This is a genomic window from Fluctibacter halophilus (assembly GCF_020687825.1).
GTDB lineage: Bacteria > Pseudomonadota > Gammaproteobacteria > Enterobacterales > Alteromonadaceae > Fluctibacter > Fluctibacter halophilus.
The window spans coordinates 170,652-195,918 of record NZ_JAJEWP010000007.1 but is presented as its reverse complement, the minus strand read 5'-3'; the positions used below and the strand labels follow the sequence as shown (position 1 = coordinate 195,918).

Here is a 25,267-nt window from a genome sequence, read left to right as displayed (position 1 = left end):
TCATTTAGCCGTCTCCCGTTGGGTGATCTCGCGAAACACTTCATCCAGACGTCCCTGCTCGACAAACAAGGTGTCTACCGGCAGTTTGCGCAGTTGAATGTGTTCGGTCACCAGATGCAGAATTTCGGTGTTGTCATGGGGGAACAGAGTCACCCGGCCGGTTTTCTGATCAACTTCCATGTCATCCACGCCGTCGATTTCCGCCAAACCGGAGATGTCGGCGGAGTAACTCATGTGCAGTGTCACCGCACGGTAGTAGCGTGACTTTTGCAGCAGCGCTTCAGGGGTATTGTCAAACAGCAACTTACCTTCGGCGATGATCATGACCCGGTTACACACCGCGGTCACTTCTTCCAGAATATGGGTTGAGACGATGACGATTTTGTCTTTGGCCAGGTTCTGGATCAGGCGTCGTACCTGATGCTTCTGGTTCGGATCCAGGCCATCGGTGGGCTCATCGAGGATCAGAATGTCAGGGTCATGCAAGATGGCCTGGGCCAGACCGACCCGGCGCTTGAAGCCTTTGGACAGGTTCTCGATGGGTTTGTTGAGAACCTCAGCCAGCTCCACCTGGGCAACCACCTCTTCGATACGTCGCTCACTGTCGCGGCCTTTCAGTCCCCTCACCTGGGCAATAAACCGCAGGAACTGGTAGGTGGTCATGTCGCCGTACGCGGGCGCCCCTTCCGGCAGGTAGCCAATGTGCTGGCGAATCACCCGCGAGCCGTCCTGCATGGCGCGGTCCGCAATGCGGATTTCACCTTCACTGGGTGCCAGAAATCCGGTCAACATTTTCATCGTGGTGGATTTTCCGGCCCCGTTTGGCCCCAGAAAGCCCACCACTTCACCGGGCCTGATGTCAAAAGACAGCCCGTCCACGGCGACCATGTCGCCGAAACACTTGGTTAGGTTTTTTACCGAGATCATGCTATTCCTATCGTGATCAAGACAATGAATCAGATTCGCGCAGTAAATATGGCGTTATGTTAGCGCATTTCAAGGCTTCAGTGGGATGTCATACCAGCCTTTCCTGCATGCTATAACAACAGAAGTGAGACCCATAAAAAAGCCCATCGTTTAGATGGGCATCAAAAAAGGTTGGGAGACGTGGCAGTGAATTGCCAACGACAGTGGTAGATTAGCGTAAAGGTGTGGCAAAATTGTGTCTTTCTGCGGCCATATTGTTGCCAAATGTATCCATGAGCGTAAATCTGCAACCCATCGCCACTATCCACACCCCGTACACGGAAAAGTTCGCCGTACCCCGTCAGCCAGGTTTGGCCGCGGCTGCCACCGGCGATATCGTGTTTAGCGACGATATTGACGTTGAAGCCTGTTGCCGTGGTATTGAAGGGTTCAGCCACCTGTGGCTGGTGTTCCTGTTCCACCAGACCGCTGCGCAGGGTTGGCAACCCCTGGTGCGCCCGCCCAGGCTGGGGGGTAACCAGAAAGTGGGCGTATTTGCCAGTCGCAGTACCTTTCGGCCCAATCCAATCGGCATGTCGGTGGTGCGCAACCTTGGGCTGGCCACCGTTAACCAGCAAACCGTGCTGCGGGTTGGTGGCATGGATCTGGTCGATGGTACCCCGTTGCTGGACATTAAACCCTATGTGCCTTATGCCGACAGTGTCCCTGATGCGATCGGCGGTTATGCGCAATCCTCGCCACCGATGCTGGCGGTCAGTTACAGCCCTGAGGCCGAGCAACAGCTCAGCAGCCACCGTCAGCGTTACCCCGACCTGCCAGCACTGCTGGGCGATGTGCTGGGTCAGGACCCTCGCCCGGCCTACCGCCAGGGGCAACAGGATGAAAGAGTTTACGGCGTTAGCCTGTACGATCTGAACATCCGTTTTTGCGTCACCGAACAAGGCATTCAGGTCATCGCCATCAGCCACGGCGAAAACCCATCGCGACAGGGTAAAAATTCCCTTTAGCCCGCCTGCCGGGGCTGGTAGAATGGCCGCCGATTTTTTACACCAAGGATGCAACCTCGTCATGCGCACAAGTCAATACTTGTTATCCACGCAAAAAGAAACCCCTGCTGACGCTGAAGTGATCAGTCATCAACTGATGTTGCGCGCCGGCATGATCCGTAAAGTCGCCGCCGGTATGTACAACTGGTTGCCAAGTGGCTTGCGGGTGCTGAACAAAGTCGCCAATATCGTTCGCGAAGAAATGAACAAAGCCGGTGCGATTGAAGTACTGATGCCGATGGTTCAGCCGGCTGACTTGTGGCAGGAGTCCGGACGCTGGGAAGAATACGGCCCGGAATTGTTGCGTTTGCATGACCGCCATCACCGTGACTTTGTCCTCGGCCCGACCCACGAAGAAGTCATTACCGCCCTGGTGCGCAACGAAGTGAGCAGCTACAAACAACTGCCACTGAACCTGTATCAGGTGCAAACCAAATTCCGTGACGAAGTCCGCCCGCGCTTCGGTGTGATGCGTGGTCGCGAGTTCGTGATGAAAGACGCGTACTCATTCCACCTGTCTGAACAATGTTTGCAGCAGACCTACGACAAAATGTTTACCGCCTACTGCAACATTTTCGAGCGCCTGGGTCTGGAATACCGCCCGGTGATCGCAGACAGCGGTGCCATCGGGGGTAATGTGTCCCACGAATTCCACGTACTGGCCCAGTCCGGCGAAGACGCCATTGCATTCAGTGACAGCTCTGACTACGCCGCCAACGTTGAGATGGCCGAGGCCATTGCTCCTGCCGGTGACGCCGTTGACGGCACTGCCAGTGTCGAGAAAGTGGCAACCCCTGACGCCAGCAGCATCGACGACGTCTGCAAGCAATTGGGCTGCCAGCCAGAGCAAACGGTGAAAACACTGATTGTATTGGCAGATGCGCAGGACGACGGTCACCAGGGTCTGGTGGCACTGGTACTGCGTGGTGACCATCAGCTCAACGCGGTGAAAGCCGAGAAAGTCGCTGGCATTGCCTCGCCTCTGACCATGGCTACCGAAGAGCAGATCCGCGCCGCCCTGCCCGCCGGACCGGGTTCACTTGGCCCCGTCGAGCTGAACATTCCGGTGATTGTGGACCGCAGTGCCCGCCACGTGCAGGACTTTGTCTGTGGTGCCAATGAAGACGGATACCACCTGACCGGCGTCAACTGGCAGCGGGATGTGGGTGAGGCGCAGGTTGCCGACATCCGCAACGTCGAAGCCGGCGATCCCTCGCCTGACGGCAATGGCACCCTGGATATTAAACGGGGCATCGAAGTCGGACACATTTTCCAGCTTGGTGACAAGTATTCCAAAGCGATGAATTGCGGTGTACTGACCGAAAGTGGCAAGCACGAAGTACTCAGCATGGGCTGCTACGGCATCGGCGTTTCGCGCATTGTGGCGGCGGCCATTGAACAGAACCATGACAAGTTCGGCATCATGTGGCCCGATGCCATCGCGCCGTTCAAGGTCGCACTGATCCCGATGAACATGCACAAGTCACACCGCGTGCAGGAAGTGGCAGAGCGTTTGTATGCTGAGCTGGTCGAAGCCGGTGTCGAAGTGTTGTTCGATGATCGTAAAGAGCGTCCGGGTGTGATGTTCAACGACATGGAGTTGGTGGGGATCCCTCACACCATCGTGATCGGCGAGCGCAACCTCGACGACAGCAAGGTGGAATACAAGCAACGTCGCAGTGGCGAGAAGCAGCTGCTGGCGATTGATGAGGTGGTTTCCACGCTGCTCGCGCAATAGAAAATACCGGGGCACAATCGTCTGATTGTGCCTCATCTTCCGTCACAGTTACCCGCCAATATACCCAGGTTTAAATCCCACGCTTATCTGGCACGCAAAATGGTGCTAGGCTAGTCTGATAGAATAACAAGGGATCCCTGTTGATGATTGAACCAGCAGGTCGAGACAGACTATGCAACTGACCTTTTACGGTGTGCGCGGATCAATCCCCGCCCCCGGTCCTGAATTTGTCAAGTATGGCGGCAATACCGCCTGCGTGCACATTCTGCTGGATGACGATACGGACATTATTTTGGACGCTGGTACCGGGATTAAAAAACTCGGTCAGCAATTGATGCAACACCAGCGTGATATTCACCTGCTTCTGACCCACAATCATTGGGACCATATTCAGGGATTTCCGTTTTTCTCTCCCATCTATCAACCCGGACGCAACATCTACATCACCCCCGGGCTGACCACCTACGACGAGAACGACGCCGTGCTGCAGCAGATGACCGGCAGCTACTTCCCGGTGCATTACACCAGTTTGCAAAGCAACATCGAGCTGGTCACCATCGACGGCGATAAAGATGTCTGGCAAATCGGCTCGGCCACCATCAGCCGCCACGCCATGAACCATCCCGGTAGTGGCAGTGCCTATGTGATTGAAGCGGACGGCGCCAAGATAGCCTACATTACCGACAACGAGTTGTACCCGCCGTACCGCAAACAAAGCGATTTTCTGGATTGGGTGAAATTTGCTCAGGATGCCGACCTGGTGATCCACGATGCCCAGTACCTGGTGTCAGACATGCCGGCCAAATCAGGTTGGGGCCACTCGATTGCCGAAGAGGCGGTCAAGCTGGGTATGGCATGCAATGCCAAACAACTGGCGCTGTACAGCCATGACCATATCCGCACCGATGATGACATAGCCGCTATCGAACAACATTGTCAGGAAGTGATCGACATTGCCCAGGCCCCGCTGACACTGTTTGCCGCCCGGGAGGGCATGACACTCACGTTCTGAACCAGGGAGTGCTATGGAGCGTCAACACTTCGCATTGCTATTGTCTGGCGGCGGCGCCCGGGCCGCCTATCAGGTCGGCGTGCTCAAAGCGCTGACCCACTTACTCCCGCGGAATCATGGGCTGCCATTCCCGATAATTTGTGGCAACTCTGCCGGCGCCATCAATGCCACAGCGCTGGCGTGCTACGCCAGTTGTTACCACCTTGGTGTTCGCAAGCTGGAATGGGTGTGGCGCAATTTCCACACCGCACAGGTGTATGGCGCGAATCGCCGCGATGTGTTCGGATACCTGCTGCGCAATTACCTGCAAAGCTGGCAACAAACCGGCACCAACAAATATCCCACAAGCCTGCTGAACAACGCCCCATTGCGCAAGCTGTTGCGCAACACCTTGGATTTTCAGCGTATCGACCGCAACATTCTGCGCGGTCAGTTGCGCGCCATCTGCGTGACTGCGAGTAGCTATTCCAGCCACGACTCGGTGAGTTTCTTCCAGGGCCAGAGTGACATTGCACCGTGGCAGCGTGAGCAGCGCCGGGGCGTGGCCTGCCAGTTGGACACCGAACACCTGATGGCCTCATCGGCTATCCCGCTGGTATTTCCCACGGTAAAACTCGACGACGAATTTTTTGGTGATGGTTCGGTGCACCAGCTATCACCGCTCAGTCCACCCATCCATCTCGGGGCACGAAAAATCCTCATCATCGGTGTGGAGCAACCGGAGAAGCCGCAGCGTTTCTCACAGCTTTCACGCTTTCCACGCAGTGCTGAAATTGCCGGTCACCTACTGGATACCCTGTTTGCCGATACCCTGCACGCCGACCTGGAGCGGGCCGAGCGGGTCAATCAGACCCTGGCCATCATGAACGATAAGCAGCGTCAGCAAACCCAGTTGAAACCGATACAAGCGCTGGTGTTAAACCCCAGTGTCAATTTCACCGCGCTGGCGAATCGTCACTACCATCACTTGCCCAGCGGGATCCGCAGCCTGTTGCGCCTGATCGGTGTGAAGCAGGCGTCCGATTCCAGCTTGCTGAGCTACTTGTTGTTTGAACAGGCGTTCTGCCGGGATCTGATCAAACTGGGCTGGCAAGACGGCATGGATCGGCAACAGGAAATCAAACAATTCCTCGAACTGTAGGGCTAGTTTCCTTCCAGTAAAAAGCGCTCTACCCGCTCCACCCGCCGGGGTTTACCGGCGATCACCAGCACATCTCCGACCCTGAGGGATTCGGTCGGATCCGGGTCGGCAATTTCGGCATTGTCGCGGCGCAGGCCTTTGAGGGAAATGCGTCGTCCGGCCAGGTTCAGCTCGGCCAGGCAACGTCCCACCGCAAAGGCATCCGGCGTGAGTATGACCGCATGCATGAATTCCAGCTTGTCCTGGGTGCCATAGCTGATTTCGGTGGTCTCGCCGGGGAAGAAGCCGTGCATGTTGCCATAATGCCCTTTACGTTCCTTACGCACCCGCTTGAGGATCCTGGACATGGGTACACCGCTAAGGTGCAGTACCTGTGACACCAACATCAGGCTACCTTCAAGGATTTCCGGCACCACCTGACTGGCGCCCGCCAGGTACAGTTCTTCGAGGTGGTAGTCCTTGCGGGTTCTGACCACGATTGGCAGATCAGGATTGATGTTGGCGACCGTCTCAATCACGTTCTTGGCTTTGCTATGTTCATCGAAAGTTAACAACGCCAGTTTGGCCCGTTCCACCCCAACCGCACGCAGAATGTCCTTCTGGCTGACATCACCGAAATACACCGGCTGACCGGCACTGCGACACTCCTGTACCCGCACCGGATCGGCGTCTACAGCCAGGTACGGAATGGCTTCGGCTTTGAGCAGACGGCTGACCGACTGGCCCACCCGACCATAACCAAAAATCAACACGTGGTCCTGTAATACATCCCCCCTTGGCACCATGTCTTTGGGCGGCGCGATATCCGGGTTGGGGGTGCGCACCAACCGACTGGCAAAGCGCATGCTGTTGTCGACCAGGTACGGTGTGATGGCCATGCTCAGAATACCCACACTCAGCAGGAAAGAGGCCTGGGTGGAGGTCAACAATGCATGATTGACCGCCAGCGCCGCAATGACGAAACTGAACTCCCCCATCTGGCAAAGTTTAAAGCCAGCTGCCCAGGCGTCCTGGGCCGGAGCACGGAATAGCCATGCGGCCATCCGGATCAACAACACCTTGATCACCATCAACACCGCCACACCCAACAACACCCAATACCACTGCTGAGCGACGATGGACAAATCCAGGCGCATGCCCACGGTGATAAAAAACAGGCCCATCAGGATATCCCGAAACGGTCGGATGTCCGCTTCAAGCTGATGACGGTACTGGCTCTCGCCAAGCATCATACCGGCCAGAAAAGCGCCCAACGCCATGGATAAGCCAAAGGATGAGGTCAGGCCCGCCGCCATCAATGCCACCAGAATGGTGGTCAGCACAAACAATTCATCAGTACGGGTGCGCGCCACTTCGCTGAACAACCGTGGCAACAACCACTTACCGGCAGACAACAGAATACCGACCACCACCACGCCTTTGAGCAGCGCCATCGCAATGGCCAGGCTCAGACTCTGATGACTGTCATCGGCCAGCAGCGGCACCAGGATCAGCATGGGTACCACTGCCAGATCCTGGAACAGCAGCACACTGATGGCCATTTGTGCGCGGGGGGTATTGAGCTCGCCCTTTTCACTGATTTGCTTGATCACGATGGCGGTGGATGACAACGCCGCCATGCCACCAATCACCAGTGCAGCGTTGGTACTCATACCAAACACAATGGCCAGCGCACAGAACACCGCCCCCGTCATCAGGGTTTGGCCCAGACCCACACCAAACACCAGATGTCGCATGGCGAGCATTTTCGGCAGTGAGAACTCCAGTCCCAGCGAGAACAACAGAAACACGATGCCCAGTTCGGCAAACACGTGAATATCTTCGGGATGATCAAACAGCGCCATCAGATCGGGGCCGGCCAGCACACCACACACGAGGTAGGCCAAAATGGGCGGTAAATTGACGCGTTTAAACACCCACACCATGGCCACGGCAACTGCCATAAGTAGCACGACATTGACAAAAAATCCGTGCATCACGGTAAGTTACCTCCTAAACGAGCCTTCAATAAACGATCAGGCACACATTTTGCTGCTTTTTCAATCAGAACGCCATTTTCGTCAAAACGCCAATGATTTGGCAGGAGTGATCCTTGGAACAATCCGTTACTACAACGTTGCATGCGACACCCTATTTCTCGCTGTCCAACCATGTCTGTGGACTGAGTCAGCAAGACAGCTATTTGTTGCTGCAAGATCTGGTTGCAGACCTTGATGTCGATGTTCTGGCACAGACGTTTGCCAAGCATGTGCGCGCGCATCTGCCATTGGCGGCGTTGCGTATTACCCTCGACGAACATACGATCACCATAGGCGATGCAGCGTTAAGCTGCAATATCAAATCCTTTGAAATCACCCATTTACAACACCATGTCGGCACGGTCGATTTTGGTTTCAGTCGCCTGCTGAGTGACCGCGAACTGGTCGTCCTGGCGGACCTGCAACGCTACCTGCGGGCTCCGCTGCAACACGCCCGTGAAATACACCGCCTGAAAACCATGGCCATGCGGGACCACCTGACCGGCCTGGGCAATCGCGCACTGTATGAAGACACCCTGCATCGCCTGGTGTGTCAATCGAAACGTACTCACGAGGGCTTTGGCATTCTGGTTATCGATCTGGACCGCTTTAAGCAAGTGAACGATAGCCATGGTCATGATGAGGGTGACCGGGTGTTGGTTGCTATCGCGGATGTGCTCAACAATGCCTTGCGGGAAACCGACTACAGCTTCCGTTTTGGCGGTGATGAGTTTTGTTGTTTGCTGCCAGGCAGCAGCAAAGAAGAGAACCAGCTCATTGCACAACGGATCCAACACGCGGTAGAACAGCACCCATTGCTGACCCAGCATGGCGTTTCATGCAGTATCGGTAGCGCCGCGTATCAACAACAGGACAACGAGCGCGGACTGTTCAGCCGTGCAGACCTCGCCCTGTACGAAGCCAAAAACGCCGGCCGCAACTGCATCAAAGCGGCCTGATTGGCGGCAATCCCGTGCCGCCTTTCGGCAGCCCCCTGCCCATCACGACTCAATGCTGACAAAGCACTGGCTGTGCCGGCTATCGTTGCGAGCCGCGGGCACAATGTGTTGCTGACGGATCAGCGCCACAATCTGTCCCTGTTGTCGCAACTGCACAACGTCACTGCGTTGCCAGGGTGGGATCCCCCAGGCTTTAAACCATTGCTTGAGCGGTTTACTGAAAGGTTCGTCATGGGGTTGAAAACGGGCACTGAAGTGATCAAACACGACGTCGCAGGGTTGGTCCGGATCAAGCCCTACCGCTACCCCATCGGCCGATGCCTGACGAGACAGTGTCATTGTCGCGCCACCGGGCAAGGACAGGGTTCCGGGCACTGACAACACGGTATTTTGGGGCCGGGTCTGGTTGATGGGGTCGACATACAGCACATCCCGGAAGCGCCGTACCTGCCAGCCCCCCCAGCGCACATCAGGTTGGGCATCATCCCGACTGTCCTGAATGCTGAGCATTTCCTGCAGCTGGGCCAGACTCGGGGTCGGCGCTCCACGTTGCTCCAACCACCCCCGCAATAAGGCTTGTTGCCAGGGCAATGTATGCTCAGCCAGTGCCTGCAACAGCAGACAACCGTCATCGTCACACATGCCCGCCAGGCGGTGCTGGATCACTTCATCGAGCAAGTCCTGTTGCTGTGCGCACAACCGGGCACTGCGGTCCGCCGCCTTGCTCATTTGCGGCCAACGTTGTAACAGCAACGGCAATACCTCATGACGCAAAAAATTGCGATCCATGCGGGTGTCCTGGTTGGACGGGTCTTCTATCCACTGCAGTTTACGTTGCTCAGCCAACGCCTCGATACTGGCTTGTTCCCAGCCAAGCAATGGTCGCTGCACCTGTATGCCACGGGCATGCCAGTACATCGGCGCCATTGCCGCCAGTCCCTTGGGCCCCGCACCACGCTTTAACTGCAACAGCACGGTTTCAAGTTGATCGGTCTGGTGATGGGCCAGCAGTAAGATCTCTGCAGGTTTCATGTCGTCGAACAGCGCCTGATAGCGTGCTTCGCGAGCCGCCGATTCCAGGCTGCCCTGCCGCTCAACAGTGACAGAGAGCGCGGAGAAAGGGATCCCATAGCGATGGCTTTGGTTGGCACAGAAGTCTTCCCACCTGTCGGCATCTGCATGCAAACCATGGTTGACGTGTACGGCACGAAACTCGTGTTGGGGATAGTGGCGCGCAGCATCGTGGCAAAGGGCCAGCAATACCGATGAATCGATGCCACCACTGAGCGCGATGACGAAGTGTTGAGTGGGGCCGGTGAGTGTGTCGATAAACACCGGCTCCATGGCTGTATGGTCGCGCATTACCAGAGTGTTGACTCCCTGTGGGTCAAGCCGTCAGATAATGCTGGTACACAACAGGATCAGCAATATCCAAACGACATCAGTCGTTCATAGCGTTCATCAAGCAGTTCGCCGGTAGACAGCTGGGACAGCTGGGACAATTGCTGTTTCAGGGTCGCCTTCAGATTGGCGGCCATGCCGTCGTGATCCCGGTGCGCGCCGCCCAACGGTTCATCGACAATGGTGTTGATCAGGCCAAGCTCTTTGATCTGCTTAGCACTGACGCCCATCGCCTCGGCCGCCAGCGGTGCTTTCTCGGCACTCTTCCACAAAATGGATGCACAGCCTTCCGGCGAAATCACCGAGTAAGTACTGTATTGCAGCATGTTGACCCGGTCACCTACACCAATGGCCAGTGCGCCGCCCGAACCACCTTCGCCGATCACGGTGCAGATCACAGGCACGGTCAGATCGGCCATTTCTTTCAGGTTGCGGGCAATGGCTTCACTTTGTCCCCGTTCTTCAGCGCCAACACCGGGATAAGCGCCGGGCGTGTCAATGAAGGTAATGATCGGTAGCTTAAAGCGTTCTGCCATTTTCATCAGGCGCAATGCCTTGCGGTAACCTTCAGGCTTTGGCATACCAAAATTGCGTTTAATTTTCTCCGAGGTATCACGGCCTTTCTGATGGCCGATGATCATCACCGGTTGCTCATCAATCCGTGCCAAACCACCGACAATGGCTTTATCGTCGGCATACGCCCGATCACCGGCAAGCTCGTCGAAATCGGTGAAAATACGCTGGATGTAATCCAGGGTATACGGGCGCATCGGATGACGGGCCAACTGGGACACTTGCCAGGCACCGAGATCGGAAAAAATCTTACGTGTCAGCTCGGCACTCTTCTCCCGCAGCTTGGTGATCTCTTCCTCGATACCGACATCGAATTCTCCGCCTTGGTTGACCAGACGAAGTTCTTCGATTTTCGCTTCAAGTTCTGCGATAGGTTGCTCAAATTCCAGGAAATTTAGACTCATTCCATACCTTAATTTTTTCGACTGACTGACCCATCAGGTCAGTGAAATTGCAGATTAACCTGTTCTTCTGACAGCACTTGCTGCAACTCATACATTAATTCATCGTCAGGCCGCACATACCATTGCGCGCCCAACGCCAGTGCCACTTCCGCATCGGGATGAATAACCTTCATCCGCATCGGACAGCTACCACCTTGATATTGTTGTAAAATTGCTTGCAGTTTAGACACACTTTGCTCGTTACACCAGTCTGATTTCACCACCAGTTCGATCCATTTCGCGTGTTTTTCACGAGCTTCAACGATGTCCATTGCATCTCTGGCGGTAATTGTATTGCCGCCGGAGTAATCATCAAAGCTGACCTGTCCGCTGATCAGCAAGATTCTGTCAGGTTGCAGAACTTCTTCATACTTTTCAAACATATCGGGGAAGAAACGCACATCCATACGGGCGCTTTTATCGTCCAGTGTCACGATGGCCCAGCGCTTGCCCCGCTTGTTGGTCATCACCCGCACGCCCAGTACCAATCCCACCGCGGTGGAGAGACTGTCCTTATTGCCGGGTTTCAGGTCCACCAGACGTCCGGTGGCATAGTGACGGATTTCCTGCTCGTATTGATTGATGGGGTGACCGGTCAGGTACAGACCCAGGGTTTCCTTCTCACCGTCTAACCAGACTTTTTCCGGCCATTGAGGCACATCGGCAAACGCCTGCTTTACAGCCTCAGGCTCGGTGGTCAATAGCCCGAACATATCGCTCTGGCCATGGGATTCGGCTTTGTTGTGCTGGTCAGCAGCGGCCAGCGCCTCGGGCAGTGTCGCCATCAGCGACGCCCGGTGGGGACCCAGGGTATCCAGCGCACCGGATAGCACCAGTTTTTCGAGTACCCGGCGGTTAACCCGCTTTAAATCCACCTTGGCACAGAAGTCAAACAAGTCCGTGAACTCGCCCTTTTCTTCCCGCGCTTCAATGATGGCCTCAATCGGCCCTTCACCCACGCCTTTGATCGCACCGATGCCGTAGACAATGTGTCCCTGCTCGTTAACCGTGAACTTGTAGCGGCCGGTATTCAGATCCGGTGGCAAAATGGTCAGCCCCATGCGGTTACATTCGTCCACCAGGGTCACGATCTTGTCGGTGTTGTCCATATCCGCCGACATAACCGCGGCCATAAATTCGGCCGGATAATGGGCTTTCAGCCACAAGGTCTGATAGGACACCAGTGCGTAGGCCGCACTGTGAGATTTGTTAAACCCGTAACCGGCAAACTTTTCCACCAGGTCAAAGATTTTCATCGCCAGATCGGGGTCAATATTGTTGTTTTCCGCGCCCTCGGCAAACACCGCACGCTGCTTGGCCATTTCTTCCGGCTTTTTCTTACCCATCGCCCGGCGCAGCAAGTCGGCGCCGCCGAGGCTGTAACCGGCCATTTCCTGGGCAATCTGCATCACCTGCTCCTGATACAGAATGATACCGTAGGTCGGCTGCAGGATTTCTTTCAGGCATTCGTGCTGATATTCGGCATCCGGGTAAGAGATTTCTTCCCGACCATGTTTACGGTCGATAAAGTTATCCACCATGCCTGACTGCAACGGACCAGGACGAAACAGTGCCACCAAGGCGATGATGTCTTCAAAGCAGTCGGGCTTCAGACGGTTGATCAAATCTTTCATGCCGCGGGATTCAAGCTGGAATACCGCGGTTGTTTCAGCCCGTTGCAGCATGCTGAAACTCTTGCTGTCCTGTAACGGGATGGCGCTGATATCGATGGTCTTGTTATGCCCTTGCGCGATCATATCAATCGCCCACTGGATGATGGTCAGGGTACGCAGTCCGAGGAAGTCGAATTTAACCAGACCGGCGGTTTCCACGTCGTTCTTGTCAAACTGGGTGACCGGGTTTTTGCCTTCATCATCACAATACAGCGGTGCAAAGTCGGTAATTTGGGTCGGTGCAATAACCACCCCTCCGGCGTGCTTGCCCGCATTACGGGTAACCCCTTCGAGGATACGCGCCATCTCCAGTAAGTCTTTGACGTCCTCATCCTGCGCTTCCAACTCGGGTAAGCGGGGTTCGACCTCAAAGGCTTTGGTCAGGGTCATACCGGGATCCGGTGGGATCAACTTGGAAATGCGGTCGACAAAACCGTACGGGTGACCAAGCACCCGGCCCACATCACGCACCACCGCTTTGGCCGCCATGGTACCGAAGGTAATGATCTGCGACACTGCCTGACGACCGTACAGTTCGGCCACGTGATCAATCACCTCATCGCGGCGATCCATACAGAAATCGACGTCAAAGTCAGGCATCGAGACCCGCTCAGGGTTGAGGAACCGTTCGAATAGCAGGTCAAATTCGAGGGGATCCAGATCGGTAATGTCAAGCGCATAGGCCACCAGAGAACCCGCACCGGAGCCCCGTCCGGGACCGACCGGAATGCCATTGTCCTTACTCCACTGGATGAACTCCATGACGATCAGGAAGTAGCCTGGGAACCCCATCTGGTTGATCACGTCCAACTCGATCTGCAGGCGCTCATCGTATTCCGGACGTTTCTGTGCCCGTTCCTGCTCATCCGGGAACAGGAACGCAAGGCGTCGTTCCAGCCCTTCGCGGGACACTTTGACCAGATAGTCTTCGGTGGTCATGCCGCCGGTCGGGAATTGCGGCAGGAAATACTCGCCCAGCTTGACCGTGACGTTGCATCGCTTGGCAATCTCAACGGTGTTTTGCAGTGCTTCGGGAATGTCTTCGAACAGCGCAAGCATCTCTGCTTCACTGCGCAGGTATTGCTGATCGCTGTACCGTTTGGGACGACGCTTGTCATCCAGGGTGTAGCCGTCATGGATACAGACCCGGATTTCATGGGCATCAAAGCCGGCCTGCTCAATGAAGCACACTTCATTGGTGGCAACCACCGGCAGACCCGTCTGCTCGGCGAGCGCCACAGCACTGTGCAAATAATCTTCTTCACCCGCACGTCCGGTGCGGATCAGTTCGAGGTAGTAGCGGTCCGGGAAATGGGTCTGATAAAAAGACAGACATTGTTCCGTCAGGGCCTGATTGCCTTTTGCCAGCGCAATACCGACATCACCGTCTTTGGCCCCGGACAACACAATGACACCTTCACTGTGATCTGCCAGCCACTGCTTATCAATCAGGGCACGATTGTGTATGTGACCCCGTTTGTAAGCTTCGGAAATCAACAGGGTGATGTTTTTGTAACCCTCATTGTTTTGCGCCAACAGGGTCAGGCGAAACAAGGTGCCCGGTAATTCTTCGCATTGCACCCAGAAATCGGTGCCGATGATCGGCTTGATGCCCTTGCCGTGAGCACCGCCATAGAACTTGACCAGTCCGCACATGTTCATCTGATCGGTGATCGCCACCGCCGGCATGTTCATTTCATGCACTTTATTGAGGATGGGACCGACCTTGTTGAGGCCATCCATCATCGAAAAGTCACTGTGAACACGCAAATGAATAAAGCGTGCGTCTGCCATAAAACTACTCTCCTGGCCGCTGCTGCGCGGCTAAGGCGCGCTGAACGGGCTTGAAACTCATGCGGTGATACGGGGTTGGCCCCAATTCGGCCAATCGCTCCAGATGCAAAGGTGTAGGATACCCTTTATGACGGGCAAAGCCATAGTCAGGATACCTTTCATCCAGGGTTTGCATTTCCCGGTCACGGACCACTTTGGCGACAATGGAGGCGGCAGAAATCGCCGCTACGCTACCGTCACCTTTCACGATGGCACGACTGTTGTAGGGCCAATCCGGTGTGCGGTTACCATCCACCAACACTTCGTCGGGCCGTACCCCCAGACCATCAACAGCGCGATGCATGGCCAGCATAGTGGCATGCAAAATATTCAGTTGGTCAATTTCAGCCGGGCTGGCACGCCCCACGGCCCAGGCCAGGGCGCACTCACAAATCTGCTCGTACAATGCCTCGCGTTTTTTCTCGCTGAGCTTTTTTGAATCGTTCAGCCCGTCAATCGGGCGCGCCGGGTCGAGAATCACCGCCGCAGTGACCACGTCGCCCACCAGGGGTCCACGTCCCACTTCATCCACGCCGGCAATGTGCAGCATGGTCTGCGCTTCAGTCATGGCATAACTCCAATACCGCGTCAGCCGCCTGCTTGTCCGCATGCTGTCGCAGTTGTCGATGAATGGCGATGAAGGTATCGATGTCCTGATGTTGCTGGCCCAGCAGCAGCGGCAGCATGTGATCACACAGGGTTTGCGGATTGACGTCTTGCTGCAGCAATTCGGGAATGATCGGTCTGTCGGCCAACAAATTCGGCAACGTGAAGAAGCGCGCTTTGTACATCCGCTGCATCATCTTGTGGGTCAGCCAGTTCAGTTTGTACGCCGCCACCATCGGACGCTTACACAACATTGCTTCGAGCGTCGCGGTACCGGATGCCAACAGTACGCCATCGGCGGCTATCATTGCTTCACGGGCCTGACCATCCAATATTCTCACCGAGCAGGCACTGCTGTGTGCTGCCACCAAATCTGAAATCTGTTGTTTACGCGCCTCGTTGGCAGCCGGTATCAGCACCGTCAATTGGCCGGTATGCGTCACAATGCGTGCAGCGGTGTCAAGAAACACCGGCAACAGTGTGTCCACCTCCCGACCCCGACTGCCCGGTAGCAATGCCAGTACCTTATCTTGCGGCTCGATGCCCAATTGTTCACGGGCAGCCCCTTGGTCCACCTCGACCGGGATACTGTCAGCCAGGGTATGCCCCACGAAACGGCAAGGCACTTTGTGCTGGTCATAAAAGGCTTTTTCAAACGGGAAGATGCTCAGCACCAGGTCAGTGGCACGGGCAATTTTATGAATACGCTTTTCCCGCCAGGCCCAGACGGTGGGACTGACATAATGAACGGTTTTAATCCCAGCCTCTTTGAGCTTGCGTTCCAGAGTCAGGTTAAAATCGGGGGCATCCACGCCAACAAACACATCCGGTGGATTGTCGATAAAGTGCTGATAAATGCCTTTTCGAATGCCCAACAACTGACGCAATCGGGACAAGACTTCCACCAGACCCATCACCGACAATGCTTCCATGTCATACAAACTGGTACAACCGGCGGCTTGCATGTGGGGACCCGCGATCCCTTCGATAATGGCATCGGGATATTGGGCTTTGATCTGACGGATCATGCCGGCCGCCAGCACATCTCCGGACGCTTCACCGGCGACGATGCCAATGCGCAACGGTCGTGTGGATGGGGGAGACATTGTCTATCGAATGATGCCGCGGCTCGATTGCGCCACGAAATCAGCCATGATTTTCACTTCCGGCGTTTCGTCGGCCATGGCGTTCAACTGCTGAACCGCTTCTTCTGCGCGGTTGCCGCTGCGGTAGAGAATTTTATAGGCTCGGCGGATCTGCAGGATCGCCTCTTTGCTGAAACCGCGACGGCGCAAGCCTTCGCTGTTGATCCCGTGAGGGGTGGTCTCGGTGCCGCCCACCATCACATAAGGCGGGATATCACGCAGCACCACCGAATTAACCCCGGCGAAGCTGTGTGAGCCGATGTGGCAGAACTGATGCACACCGGTCATGCCACCCAGAATGACGTAATCGCCGACATGGACGTGACCTGCCAGTGTGGCGTTGTTGGCAAAAATATTGTTGTCACCCACCATGCAATCATGGGCCACATGGACATAAGCCATCAGCAGGTTATTGCTGCCGATTTGGGTCAGACTGCTGTCCTGCACGGTGCCACGGTGAATCGTAACCGACTCGCGAAACACGTTGTTGTCGCCAATCACCAGCCGGGTAGGCTCACCTGCGTACTTCTTGTCCTGACACTGCTCCCCGATAGAACCAAACTGAAAGAAATGGTTGCCGCGACCGATGGTGGTAGGCCCTTTGATCACAACATGGGACTCAATCACCGTGCCGGCACCAATTTCAACATCCGGTCCGATCACCGAATAGGGGCCCACCTGGACATCTTCCGCCAGTCGGGCACTTGGATCTATCAGGGCAGTTTCGTGGATCAAGACTACATTTTCCTCATTGCACACATGAACTCGGCTGTACAAGCCTCTTGTCCATCAACACTGGCGACGCCGGAAAATTTCCAGATGCCGCGACGTTCTTTAATCAGTGTAACCGAAAAATCCAATCGATCACCAGGCACGACCGGTCGTTTGAAACGGGCATTGTCGATGCCTGCATACAGATACAGTTCGTCGGTGTTACCCATGGTTTTGAACCCCAGTACACCCGCAGCCTGTGCCAGTGCTTCCAGGATCAGCACGCCGGGAAAAATCGGCTTACCCGGAAAGTGGCCGGTGAAGCACGGTTCATTAAACGTGATATTTTTGTAAGCCTGGATAGACTCACCCAGTACATAATCTGTCACCCGGTCCAATAGCAAAAACGGGTACCGATGGGGCAACAGTGACAATATCTCTTCAATATCAATGGTATTCATTTGCTCGGCCAACGCATTATCTCCTCTGCCTGCAAGTATCAGGGCGTACCCTATTTCACGTGTTTTTCAAGTTCCTTGACACGTCTGGCCGTTTCCGGAAGGCGGCGCAGTGCGACCATGTTCTTGCGCCACTCACGGTTGGTTTCCGCTGGCACCCCTGACGAGTATACACCAGGCTGATCAATGTCTTTGGTGACCATGCTCATACCGGTGAAATGGACGTTATCACCAATGGTGATATGGCCATTGATACCGCTCAGACCGCCGATGGTACAATTGCGACCGATGGTAGTACTGCCAGCAATCACAGAACAACCCGCCATCGCAGTGTTTTCTTTGATCACTACGTTATGGGCAATCTGCACCTGATTGTCGATGATCACACCATCGTGAATGACGGTGTCATCCAGCGCGCCACGATCAATGGTGGTGCTGGCGCCGATTTCAACCCGGTTGCCGATGATGACCGTACCCAGTTGCGGAATTTTCAGCCACTGGCCGTTGTCATTGGCATAACCAAAGCCATCTGCACCTATCACGGTACCTGACTGCACCAGACAATCGTCACCGATACGAACCCGGTGATAAACCGTGACATTGGCCCACAGTTTGGTGCGCGCACCAATATGGCTTCCCTGGCCAATCACACAACCCGCGCCCACCTGGACGTTATCGCCCAATACAACGCCGCTGGCGATAACAGCATTGTCACCAATGGCAACATTGCTGCCCAGTGTCACATCATCGGCAATGACCGCCGTGGGAGCGATTCCGTATGCTGCATCAGGAGTGTTGTCCAAACATTGCGCCGCTTTGGCAAACCCGACATACGGGTTTTCGGTGACCAACGCAGAACACGGACAATGTGGCAGGTCGTCAGGGTGCAAGATGACCGCTTGTGCAGACGTGTCTTGAAGCTGGCTACGATACTTACTATTGGACAAAAAGGAAATCTGACCATTGCCGGCACCACTGAGGGTTGCCAGTCCGTGGACAGGCGTTTCTGGCGAATCGCCGTCAGAAAGGTGCAGGGTCGCACCTATCTGACGCGCCAGCTCTGCAAGGGACATTGCCTGCATCGCGTGACCTATGTTGGTTATTTAATCTTGCTGGCCTTTTCGAGGACTTTCTCGGACAGGTCATATTCTGGCTTGGAGAATGCGATAGAGCTGCCTTTGAGGATCACATCGTAATCACCTTCAGACGCAACCACCTGAATCGCCTGCTGGATGTAACCGGTCAGTTTATTACGTTCCTGGTTCAATCGAGCCTGAACTTCCTGCTGCAGCGGCTGAGCTTTGGCGGCGAAATTCTGACGCATTTCCATGATCTTGGCATCCAGCGCCTGAAGCTGGGCTTCGCTCATAGTAGCAGACTCACGCTGACGTTTGTTCATTTCATATTCAATGTCGCCCTGCAGCGCTTTGAGTTCGTCCTGACGATCTTTGAACTCAGCGGCAATGGTTTGTTGCACAGTCGCTGCCTGCGGCAGCTGAGCGAATACGCCCTCTACGTCGACCACACCAATTTTCTGTTCTGCCATAGCAGACTGACTGATAGCGGCAGTGGATAGCAAGGCGCCTGCGATCAGGGTTTTAGCGAATTTTTTCAAGAGAAACTCCTTCTAAGTAAGCGTTGTTGCACCGGTCATATCCGGTGTCTTGTTAAAATGTCTGGCCGATGTTGAACGAGAAAAATTTCACGTCATCACCAACACGGTCCTGAATGGCGCGGGAAAAACTAAACACCATTGGTCCCATAGGTGACAGCCATTGTACCGAAAGACCTGCCGAGGCTCTATAGCGAGAATAATCGCTGTAATCGGCCAGCGCGTTTTCGGTACTGATCACTTCCAAATCACGGAAGTCACTGTATTCGAATTCAGTATCCCACACGTTACCCACGTCAAGGAACAGACTGGTACGCACGGAATTGTCCATCTCTTCTTCCACAAACGGGGTCGGTACAATCAGCTCGACACCGCCAAGTGCCATGGCGTTGCCACCCAGCGACTGGCGCGAAATACGCAGTTGATCAGACTCCGGACCGAGGAAAATACGGTCACCGTCCGGCCCGGTAATGGACTGTGGAATACGCTGGATGCCCCGAGGACCAACGGTGTTGTTCTCGAAACCACGTAAGGTATCACTACCACCCGCGGTGAAGTTCTGGGTGAACGGCAGGATCTGTTCATTGCCATTGATGTCACCGTAACCGTTACCATAACCGGCACGGAAACGCGCCAGCACAGACCAGCGCTGATCACGGGTCAGCGGGAAGTAGAACTTGCTGTCCCAGATCATTTTGAAATAGTTCACGTCGGAATTCGGCGTTGTCACGCTGAAGGACGCGCTCTGAGACGAACCGGCGGTGGGGAAGATACCCCGGTTCAGCGTACTACGGCTCCAGGTCACGGACGCCAGCCAGGTCTGGTAATCAATCGGCGCGTCAGGGTTATCCTCGTCGATAAACTGATTGTAGAAACGGTCCGTCTGCTCGTAGGAATTTTGCCGTGACAGCTCAACGTCGGAGAAGCTCAGTCCGAAGTTGATGCGATTAAACTCATTGATGGGGTAGCCTGCATTCACACCGACGGTATAACTCTTACTGTTATACCGGATCAGGTTGGCGCTGCCGGCGTCAAACTCACTGTAAGACAGCGACCCACCCAAGCTGATACCGTCAATGGTAAAGAAAGGATCGGTATAGGAAAGACGGACACTGCGCTGGTAAGACACGGTACTGACATTGAACGCCAGGCGTTTACCGGTACCCAGGAAGTTATCCTGCTGAATACCCGCCTGCAGACTCAGCTTGGTACGGTCACCGTAACCAATACCGGCGTTGAATGAGCCGGAAGGTTGCTCCTTGACCGAGAAATTAACGTCAACTTTGTCTTCTTCACCGGGTAAACGGACGGTTTCGAAGTCCACTTCTTCCATGTAGGTCAGACGAGACAAGCTGTTTTTGGACGATTCCAGCAACCCTTCAGATAACCAGGCACCTTCCATCTGTGACACGTTTTGACGTAATACCTCATCCGCCGTGACCGAGTTGCCTTCGAAATTGATCCGACGCACATAAATGCGTTTTCCGGGGTCAACCGACAGGGTCAGTTTGACAGTTTTATCCTCGTCATTGATTTCCGGGATGGTCGTCACCGTCGGGTAGGCGTAACCGAAACGGCCAAAATACTTGGCAATAAACTCTTCGGTGTAGGTCACTTCAGCCTGATTGTACAACTCGCCTTCGCGCAATGGCATTACGCTGTTGATGTATTCCTCAAAGCCGAGCAGATCACCAATGACTTCAACACCTGAGATGGTGTACTGCTCTCCTTCGTTGACATTCAGGGTGACGTAAATACCGTCTTTTTCCGGTGTCATCGATACCTGGGTTGATTCAACATCGTAACGCAGGTAACCGCGGTCCATGTAGTGACTGCGCAACGTTTCCATATCACCGGTCAGGGTTTGTTTCTGATAGCGGGTTTCAGACAGGAAATCCCACCACGGTGTATCAAACTGCAACTCCATCAACTGCAATAACTCAGCGTCAGAGAAGACTTCGTTGCCGACGATATTGATTTGACGGATTTCCGCCGACTCCCCTTCTTCGAACAACAGTTTCAGTTCGACACGGTTGCGGGGCAAAGGGGTAATAATGGCGCTGACATCGGCGTTGTATTTACCAATGCTGTAAAAGAAATCTTTCAGGCCGTTCTCAATCGAGGTCAGTACGGTTTTATCCAGCGGCTCACCAACACGGATGTTGCTACCTTCCAGGCTTTCCTGCAATTGCTCATCTTTGATGTCGTCATTGCCTTCAAAGATGATGTTGCTGATGGTGGGGCGCTCTTTGACCTTGACCACCAATACATTGCCATCACGCAGGATCTCGATGCTTTCAAAGTGTGTGGAGCCATACAGCGAGCGGATCAGCTGGGCAATGCGGAAGCTGTTCATCTGGTCACCGACCTGGACCGGCAGATAGGTCAGCGCTGCCCCCAGGGCTACCCGCTGCAAACCTTCGATCTTAATGTCCTCGACCACGAAATCACTTTGCGTATCGGCGTGAGCCAAGCTAGCACTGGACAACAATAATCCGGCTACAACTAACTGTTTCAACTTCATTTATTACTATTCTTCCTACGCACTGTTAGTGGGTGCTTGTTGTCTTCGATGCTCACAAGCGGGCAATGTCATTAAAGATGGCCACTGTCATCAGGACCAGCAATAGGGCTCCGCCAATACGAAACCCGACGTCCTGAACATGTTCAGGCACCGGTTTGCCCGTCAAAAGCTCTATAAAATAATAGAGTAGGTGTCCACCATCAAGCACTGGCAAGGGTAAAAGGTTGATTATTCCAAGATTCACGCTGATCAGCGCCAGAAAACTCAGAAAATACACCAATCCGTAGCCTGCGCTGATCCCAGCCCCTTGGGCAATCGAAATGGGCCCACTCAGATTTTTCACGGATACATCACCTGTGAGCAGCTTGCCGATCATTTCGACACTCAAGGTCATTAACCGCCAGGTTTTTTGTGCCCCTTTGGCCATTGCCTCAAAGGGCCCGTATTGATGGGTAAACAGGTAAGATTCCGGCCAGGGTTCAGCTTGTGACACAACGCCCAGATATCCTTGCTGCTCACCCTCGACCTCTCGCTCACCGATGGTGGCAATACGTTCAAGGGTTTGTCCATCTCGCGTCAGGGTAAACACTACCGTCTGGCCAGCGCGGGACGACACATACTCCACTATTTGTTCCCATTTGGCCAATGGAGTTCCATCAACCGCGATAATTTTATCGCCAATCCGCAAATCCGCCTGCGATGCCGCTGAATCCTCAGCGATATAGGCTAGTGTTGTGGTGGCCTGGGGACGGAACGGAACAATACCCAGGCTGGCTAGCGCCGATTGCTGATCCGGATCGAACTGCCACTGGCTGATATCCAGTGTCAGGGTATCTTCATAGCCTGCTGGCGTCTTGACGGTAACCGGCAAACTTGCCTGACCAATATGAGAAACCAGTTCCAGATTGACCGCTTCCCAATCGGCGGTGAGCTCATCGCCAACAGCAATGATTTCGCTGTTAACCGGCAATGCACTTTGTGCAGCGATAGAACGGGGGGTAACGTCACCGACCACCGGCTTGACCGTATCAAGGCCAATCATGTACATCAGCCACAGGGCGACAATGGCAAACAAGAAGTTGGTAATCGGACCGGCGGCAATAATGGCGATGCGTTTCAGCACCGGCTGGCGATTGAACGCCTGATTCAGGTCTTCCTCACGCACCTGATCCACCCGTTCGTCGAGCATCCGCACGTAGCCCCCCAAGGGGATAGCGGCGATCACGTACTCCGTACCCAGGGCATCCTTGCGACGCCACAACGGCTTACCGAAACCAATGGAAAAGCGCTCTACTTTGACGCCGCAGCGGCGGGCTACCCAGAAGTGCCCCCACTCATGCACCGCCACCAGGATACCCAGGGCGAGAATAAACGACACCAAATTCCACACGAAAGCGATCATGCACTTATCCCATTTAAAACGTCAGAGGCCACACGCCGGGCCTGCTGGTCCCAATCAACCACGGCAGGCAGGCTGTCCAACACACAGGGTATCATGTGTTCCAGTGTGTTGGCATTGATACGGTGGATTGCCGGGAAGGATATGCGCCCAGCCAGGAATGCCGCGACGGCCACTTCGTTGGCTGCATTCAATGCGGTTGTCGCCCACTGCCCCTGTTTACACGCTTCGATGGCGAGAAACAGATTGGGATACCGGGCCGGCTCAGGGGATGCGAAGGTAAAATCACTCAGTTGCGTGAAATCCAGGGGTTCTACCCCTGCTGCCACACGTTGAGGATAGGCCAGACAATGGGCGATCGGTGTGCGCATATCCGGCTGACCCAGTTGGGCAATCACGGAACCATCAACATACTGCACCATGGAATGGATCACACTTTGGGGATGCAATACCACGTGGATGTCTTGTGGCGATGCACCAAACAACCAGCAGGCTTCGATAAATTCGAGCCCTTTGTTCATCATGGTGGCAGAATCGACCGAGATTTTTTGCCCCATTTCCCAGTTGGGATGAGCACAAGCCTGTTGGGGCGTTAGCTGTTCAAACGACGATAACGGGGTTTCGCGAAACGGTCCGCCGGAGCCGGTCAACAGTAAATGTTTGATCCCGCTGCTGTGCAACTGTCCGTACTGGAAATCCGCCGGTAACGACTGAAAAATGGCATTGTGTTCGCTGTCTACCGGCAACAAGGTGGCACCGTGACGTTGTACCGCGTCCATGAACAGTTGACCGGACATCACCAGCGCTTCTTTGTTCGCCAGACACACCTTTTTACCGCTTTCGACCGCCGCCAGCGTGGGCATCAGGCCCGCTGCGCCCACAATAGCAGCCATCACCGTATCGACATCGTCATGCCCAGCCACTTCACACAGCGCTTGCTGACCACTCAGCACTTCGCACTGAAGGCCCGCAGCTTTGACGCCTGCCCGCAACGCCGCTTCACAGTCCGGATCGGCAACCACCAGAAAGCGTGGCTGGCAACCCTGAGCGGCACTGATCAGTCCCTCAATGTGACTGTTAGCCGTAAGGGCCACCACCTCAAATTGATCAGGGTGGCGTGCCACCACATCCAGGGTGCTTTGTCCGATTGAGCCCGTGGCACCGAGAATACAAAGACGCTGCATCAGGCCATCCACGTGACATAGCAGAACGCAAAAACCGGAAACGCGGCAGTTAAGCTGTCGATACGGTCGAGGATACCACCGTGACCGGGCAGCAGATTACCGCTGTCCTTAATGCCGGCACAACGTTTGAACATGCTTTCATTCAAATCACCCAAAGCCGATACACCCACCGTCAGGCCACCGATCACCAGATGCAACCAGATGCGGGTTGGATCCACATGGTAGTGCAGCGCGGCGAAGGCGATGATGGCGGAGGACGCGCCGATACCGCCAATCAATCCTTCATAGGTTTTGCCCGGCGACACATTCGGACGCAGTTTATGACGGCCAAATTTGACGCCAACGAAAAACGCGCCGATGTCGGCTGCCCACACGATACCCAGCACGTAAAAAATCAGCGACGCGCCGTACAACGGGTCAATGTCATACAGGTTGGTGCGCAAAGACACCACTGCCACCCAGGTCGGCAACAGGGTTAACACGCCAAAGATACTGCGGATCAGGCGGTTGGTTCGCCACCAGGCAGAATAGCGCGGGTAAGCGATGATCATAAACAGGGACACCAGCCACCACACAGCGGCAACCCCAAGGATAAACTGGTAGGTTGCGTTCAGGGTGCCCTGAAACCAGATTTTCTCCACCGGCACAATGTAACTGAGGAGCAGGCAGGCAGCGGTAATCAAGGCCGCATAAACGCCTTTGCTGACGCGCCCGGTGATGCCGGACATATTGGCCCATTCCCAGGCTCCCAGGCCCATGACCAGTGCGATGGCTATTTCAAATCCGGCCAGCGGCAAAAACAAGATGGCCAGAATGGCCAACGGCGCCAGGATCAGCGCGGTAATGATGCGTTGCTTTAACATA

20 protein-coding genes are annotated in these 25,267 nt (G+C 54.9%); 5 read left to right on the top strand and 15 right to left on the bottom strand.

Annotation, left to right across the window (positions count from 1 at the left end):
* Positions 1–927 (bottom strand): ABC transporter ATP-binding protein, encoded by a 927-nt coding sequence (locus LJ739_RS18120; protein WP_229162833.1) that lies wholly within the window; start codon positions 925–927, stop codon positions 1–3.
* Between the two features lie 272 nt (positions 928–1,199).
* On the opposite strand from LJ739_RS18120, the gene tsaA reads away from it, so the two are divergent.
* The 4 genes from tsaA to LJ739_RS18100 all read left to right on the top strand — a co-directional run bounded on the left by tsaA (position 1,200) and on the right by LJ739_RS18100 (position 5,864).
* Positions 1,200–1,934 (top strand): tRNA (N6-threonylcarbamoyladenosine(37)-N6)-methyltransferase TrmO, encoded by a 735-nt coding sequence (gene tsaA, locus LJ739_RS18115; RefSeq protein WP_229162832.1) that lies wholly within the window; start codon positions 1,200–1,202, stop codon positions 1,932–1,934.
* A 61-nt stretch (positions 1,935–1,995) separates the two neighbouring features.
* Positions 1,996–3,711, top strand: coding sequence for a proline--tRNA ligase (locus tag LJ739_RS18110; protein ID WP_229162830.1), 1,716 nt, complete (start codon positions 1,996–1,998; stop codon positions 3,709–3,711).
* A gap of 172 nt (positions 3,712–3,883) precedes the next feature.
* Entirely contained in the window at positions 3,884–4,723 is an 840-nt protein-coding gene (locus LJ739_RS18105; protein WP_229162828.1) for an MBL fold metallo-hydrolase, read from the top strand.
* 13 nt (positions 4,724–4,736) lie between these two features.
* Positions 4,737–5,864: a patatin-like phospholipase family protein gene (locus LJ739_RS18100; protein ID WP_229162822.1), complete on the top strand. Its 1,128-nt coding sequence runs from the start codon at positions 4,737–4,739 to the stop codon at positions 5,862–5,864.
* A 2-nt stretch (positions 5,865–5,866) separates the two neighbouring features.
* Here LJ739_RS18100 and LJ739_RS18095 read toward each other — a convergent pair whose 3' ends face one another.
* A complete protein-coding gene (locus tag LJ739_RS18095; protein WP_229162871.1) occupies positions 5,867–7,840 on the bottom strand; it encodes a cation:proton antiporter domain-containing protein in 1,974 nt (657 codons plus the stop codon).
* A gap of 116 nt (positions 7,841–7,956) precedes the next feature.
* On the opposite strand from LJ739_RS18095, the gene LJ739_RS18090 reads away from it, so the two are divergent.
* On the top strand, positions 7,957–8,841 hold the full coding sequence (locus LJ739_RS18090) for a GGDEF domain-containing protein (protein ID WP_229162821.1): 885 nt from the start codon (positions 7,957–7,959) through the stop codon (positions 8,839–8,841).
* 42 nt (positions 8,842–8,883) lie between these two features.
* Here the strand turns inward: LJ739_RS18090 and tilS are convergent, their stop codons facing one another.
* Genes tilS through LJ739_RS18025 form a run of 13 tightly spaced genes read right to left on the bottom strand, consistent with a single transcriptional unit; the run spans position 8,884 to position 25,266 of the window.
* Positions 8,884–10,203 (bottom strand): tRNA lysidine(34) synthetase TilS, encoded by a 1,320-nt coding sequence (gene tilS / locus LJ739_RS18085; RefSeq protein ID WP_229162820.1) that lies wholly within the window; start codon positions 10,201–10,203, stop codon positions 8,884–8,886.
* Positions 10,204–10,262: 59 nt separating this feature from the next.
* The gene (accA, locus tag LJ739_RS18080) at positions 10,263–11,219 is read right to left on the bottom strand and encodes an acetyl-CoA carboxylase carboxyl transferase subunit alpha (RefSeq protein WP_229162819.1); all 957 of its coding nucleotides are present in this window, start codon (positions 11,217–11,219) and stop codon (positions 10,263–10,265) included.
* 38 nt (positions 11,220–11,257) lie between these two features.
* Complete coding sequence (dnaE, locus tag LJ739_RS18075) at positions 11,258–14,725, bottom strand: DNA polymerase III subunit alpha (RefSeq protein WP_229162817.1); 3,468 nt, start codon at positions 14,723–14,725, stop codon at positions 11,258–11,260.
* 4 nt (positions 14,726–14,729) lie between these two features.
* Positions 14,730–15,314, bottom strand: coding sequence for a ribonuclease HII (rnhB, locus tag LJ739_RS18070; RefSeq protein WP_407646814.1), 585 nt, complete (start codon positions 15,312–15,314; stop codon positions 14,730–14,732).
* 10 nt (positions 15,315–15,324) lie between these two features.
* On the bottom strand, positions 15,325–16,476 hold the full coding sequence (gene lpxB, locus LJ739_RS18065) for a lipid-A-disaccharide synthase (protein ID WP_229162808.1): 1,152 nt from the start codon (positions 16,474–16,476) through the stop codon (positions 15,325–15,327).
* A gap of 3 nt (positions 16,477–16,479) precedes the next feature.
* On the bottom strand, positions 16,480–17,250 hold the full coding sequence (gene lpxA, locus LJ739_RS18060) for an acyl-ACP--UDP-N-acetylglucosamine O-acyltransferase (protein ID WP_229162806.1): 771 nt from the start codon (positions 17,248–17,250) through the stop codon (positions 16,480–16,482).
* A 2-nt stretch (positions 17,251–17,252) separates the two neighbouring features.
* Complete coding sequence (gene fabZ, locus LJ739_RS18055) at positions 17,253–17,687, bottom strand: 3-hydroxyacyl-ACP dehydratase FabZ (RefSeq protein ID WP_407646813.1); 435 nt, start codon at positions 17,685–17,687, stop codon at positions 17,253–17,255.
* Positions 17,688–17,737: 50 nt separating this feature from the next.
* Positions 17,738–18,766, bottom strand: a complete 1,029-nt coding sequence (gene lpxD, locus LJ739_RS18050) for a UDP-3-O-(3-hydroxymyristoyl)glucosamine N-acyltransferase (RefSeq protein WP_229162802.1) — start codon at positions 18,764–18,766, stop codon at positions 17,738–17,740.
* 17 nt (positions 18,767–18,783) lie between these two features.
* A complete protein-coding gene (locus LJ739_RS18045; protein ID WP_229162801.1) occupies positions 18,784–19,299 on the bottom strand; it encodes an OmpH family outer membrane protein in 516 nt (171 codons plus the stop codon).
* A gap of 52 nt (positions 19,300–19,351) precedes the next feature.
* Positions 19,352–21,820, bottom strand: coding sequence for an outer membrane protein assembly factor BamA (gene bamA, locus LJ739_RS18040; RefSeq protein WP_229162800.1), 2,469 nt, complete (start codon positions 21,818–21,820; stop codon positions 19,352–19,354).
* 52 nt (positions 21,821–21,872) lie between these two features.
* Positions 21,873–23,222: a sigma E protease regulator RseP gene (rseP, locus tag LJ739_RS18035; RefSeq protein WP_229162798.1), complete on the bottom strand. Its 1,350-nt coding sequence runs from the start codon at positions 23,220–23,222 to the stop codon at positions 21,873–21,875.
* The gene (gene ispC, locus LJ739_RS18030; RefSeq protein WP_229162796.1) at positions 23,219–24,403 is read right to left on the bottom strand and encodes a 1-deoxy-D-xylulose-5-phosphate reductoisomerase; all 1,185 of its coding nucleotides are present in this window, start codon (positions 24,401–24,403) and stop codon (positions 23,219–23,221) included. The genes rseP and ispC overlap by 4 nt, the downstream gene beginning before the upstream one ends.
* Positions 24,403–25,266 (bottom strand): phosphatidate cytidylyltransferase, encoded by an 864-nt coding sequence (locus tag LJ739_RS18025; protein WP_229162792.1) that lies wholly within the window; start codon positions 25,264–25,266, stop codon positions 24,403–24,405. The genes ispC and LJ739_RS18025 overlap by 1 nt, the downstream gene beginning before the upstream one ends.
* Position 25,267: the final 1 nt, after the last annotated feature.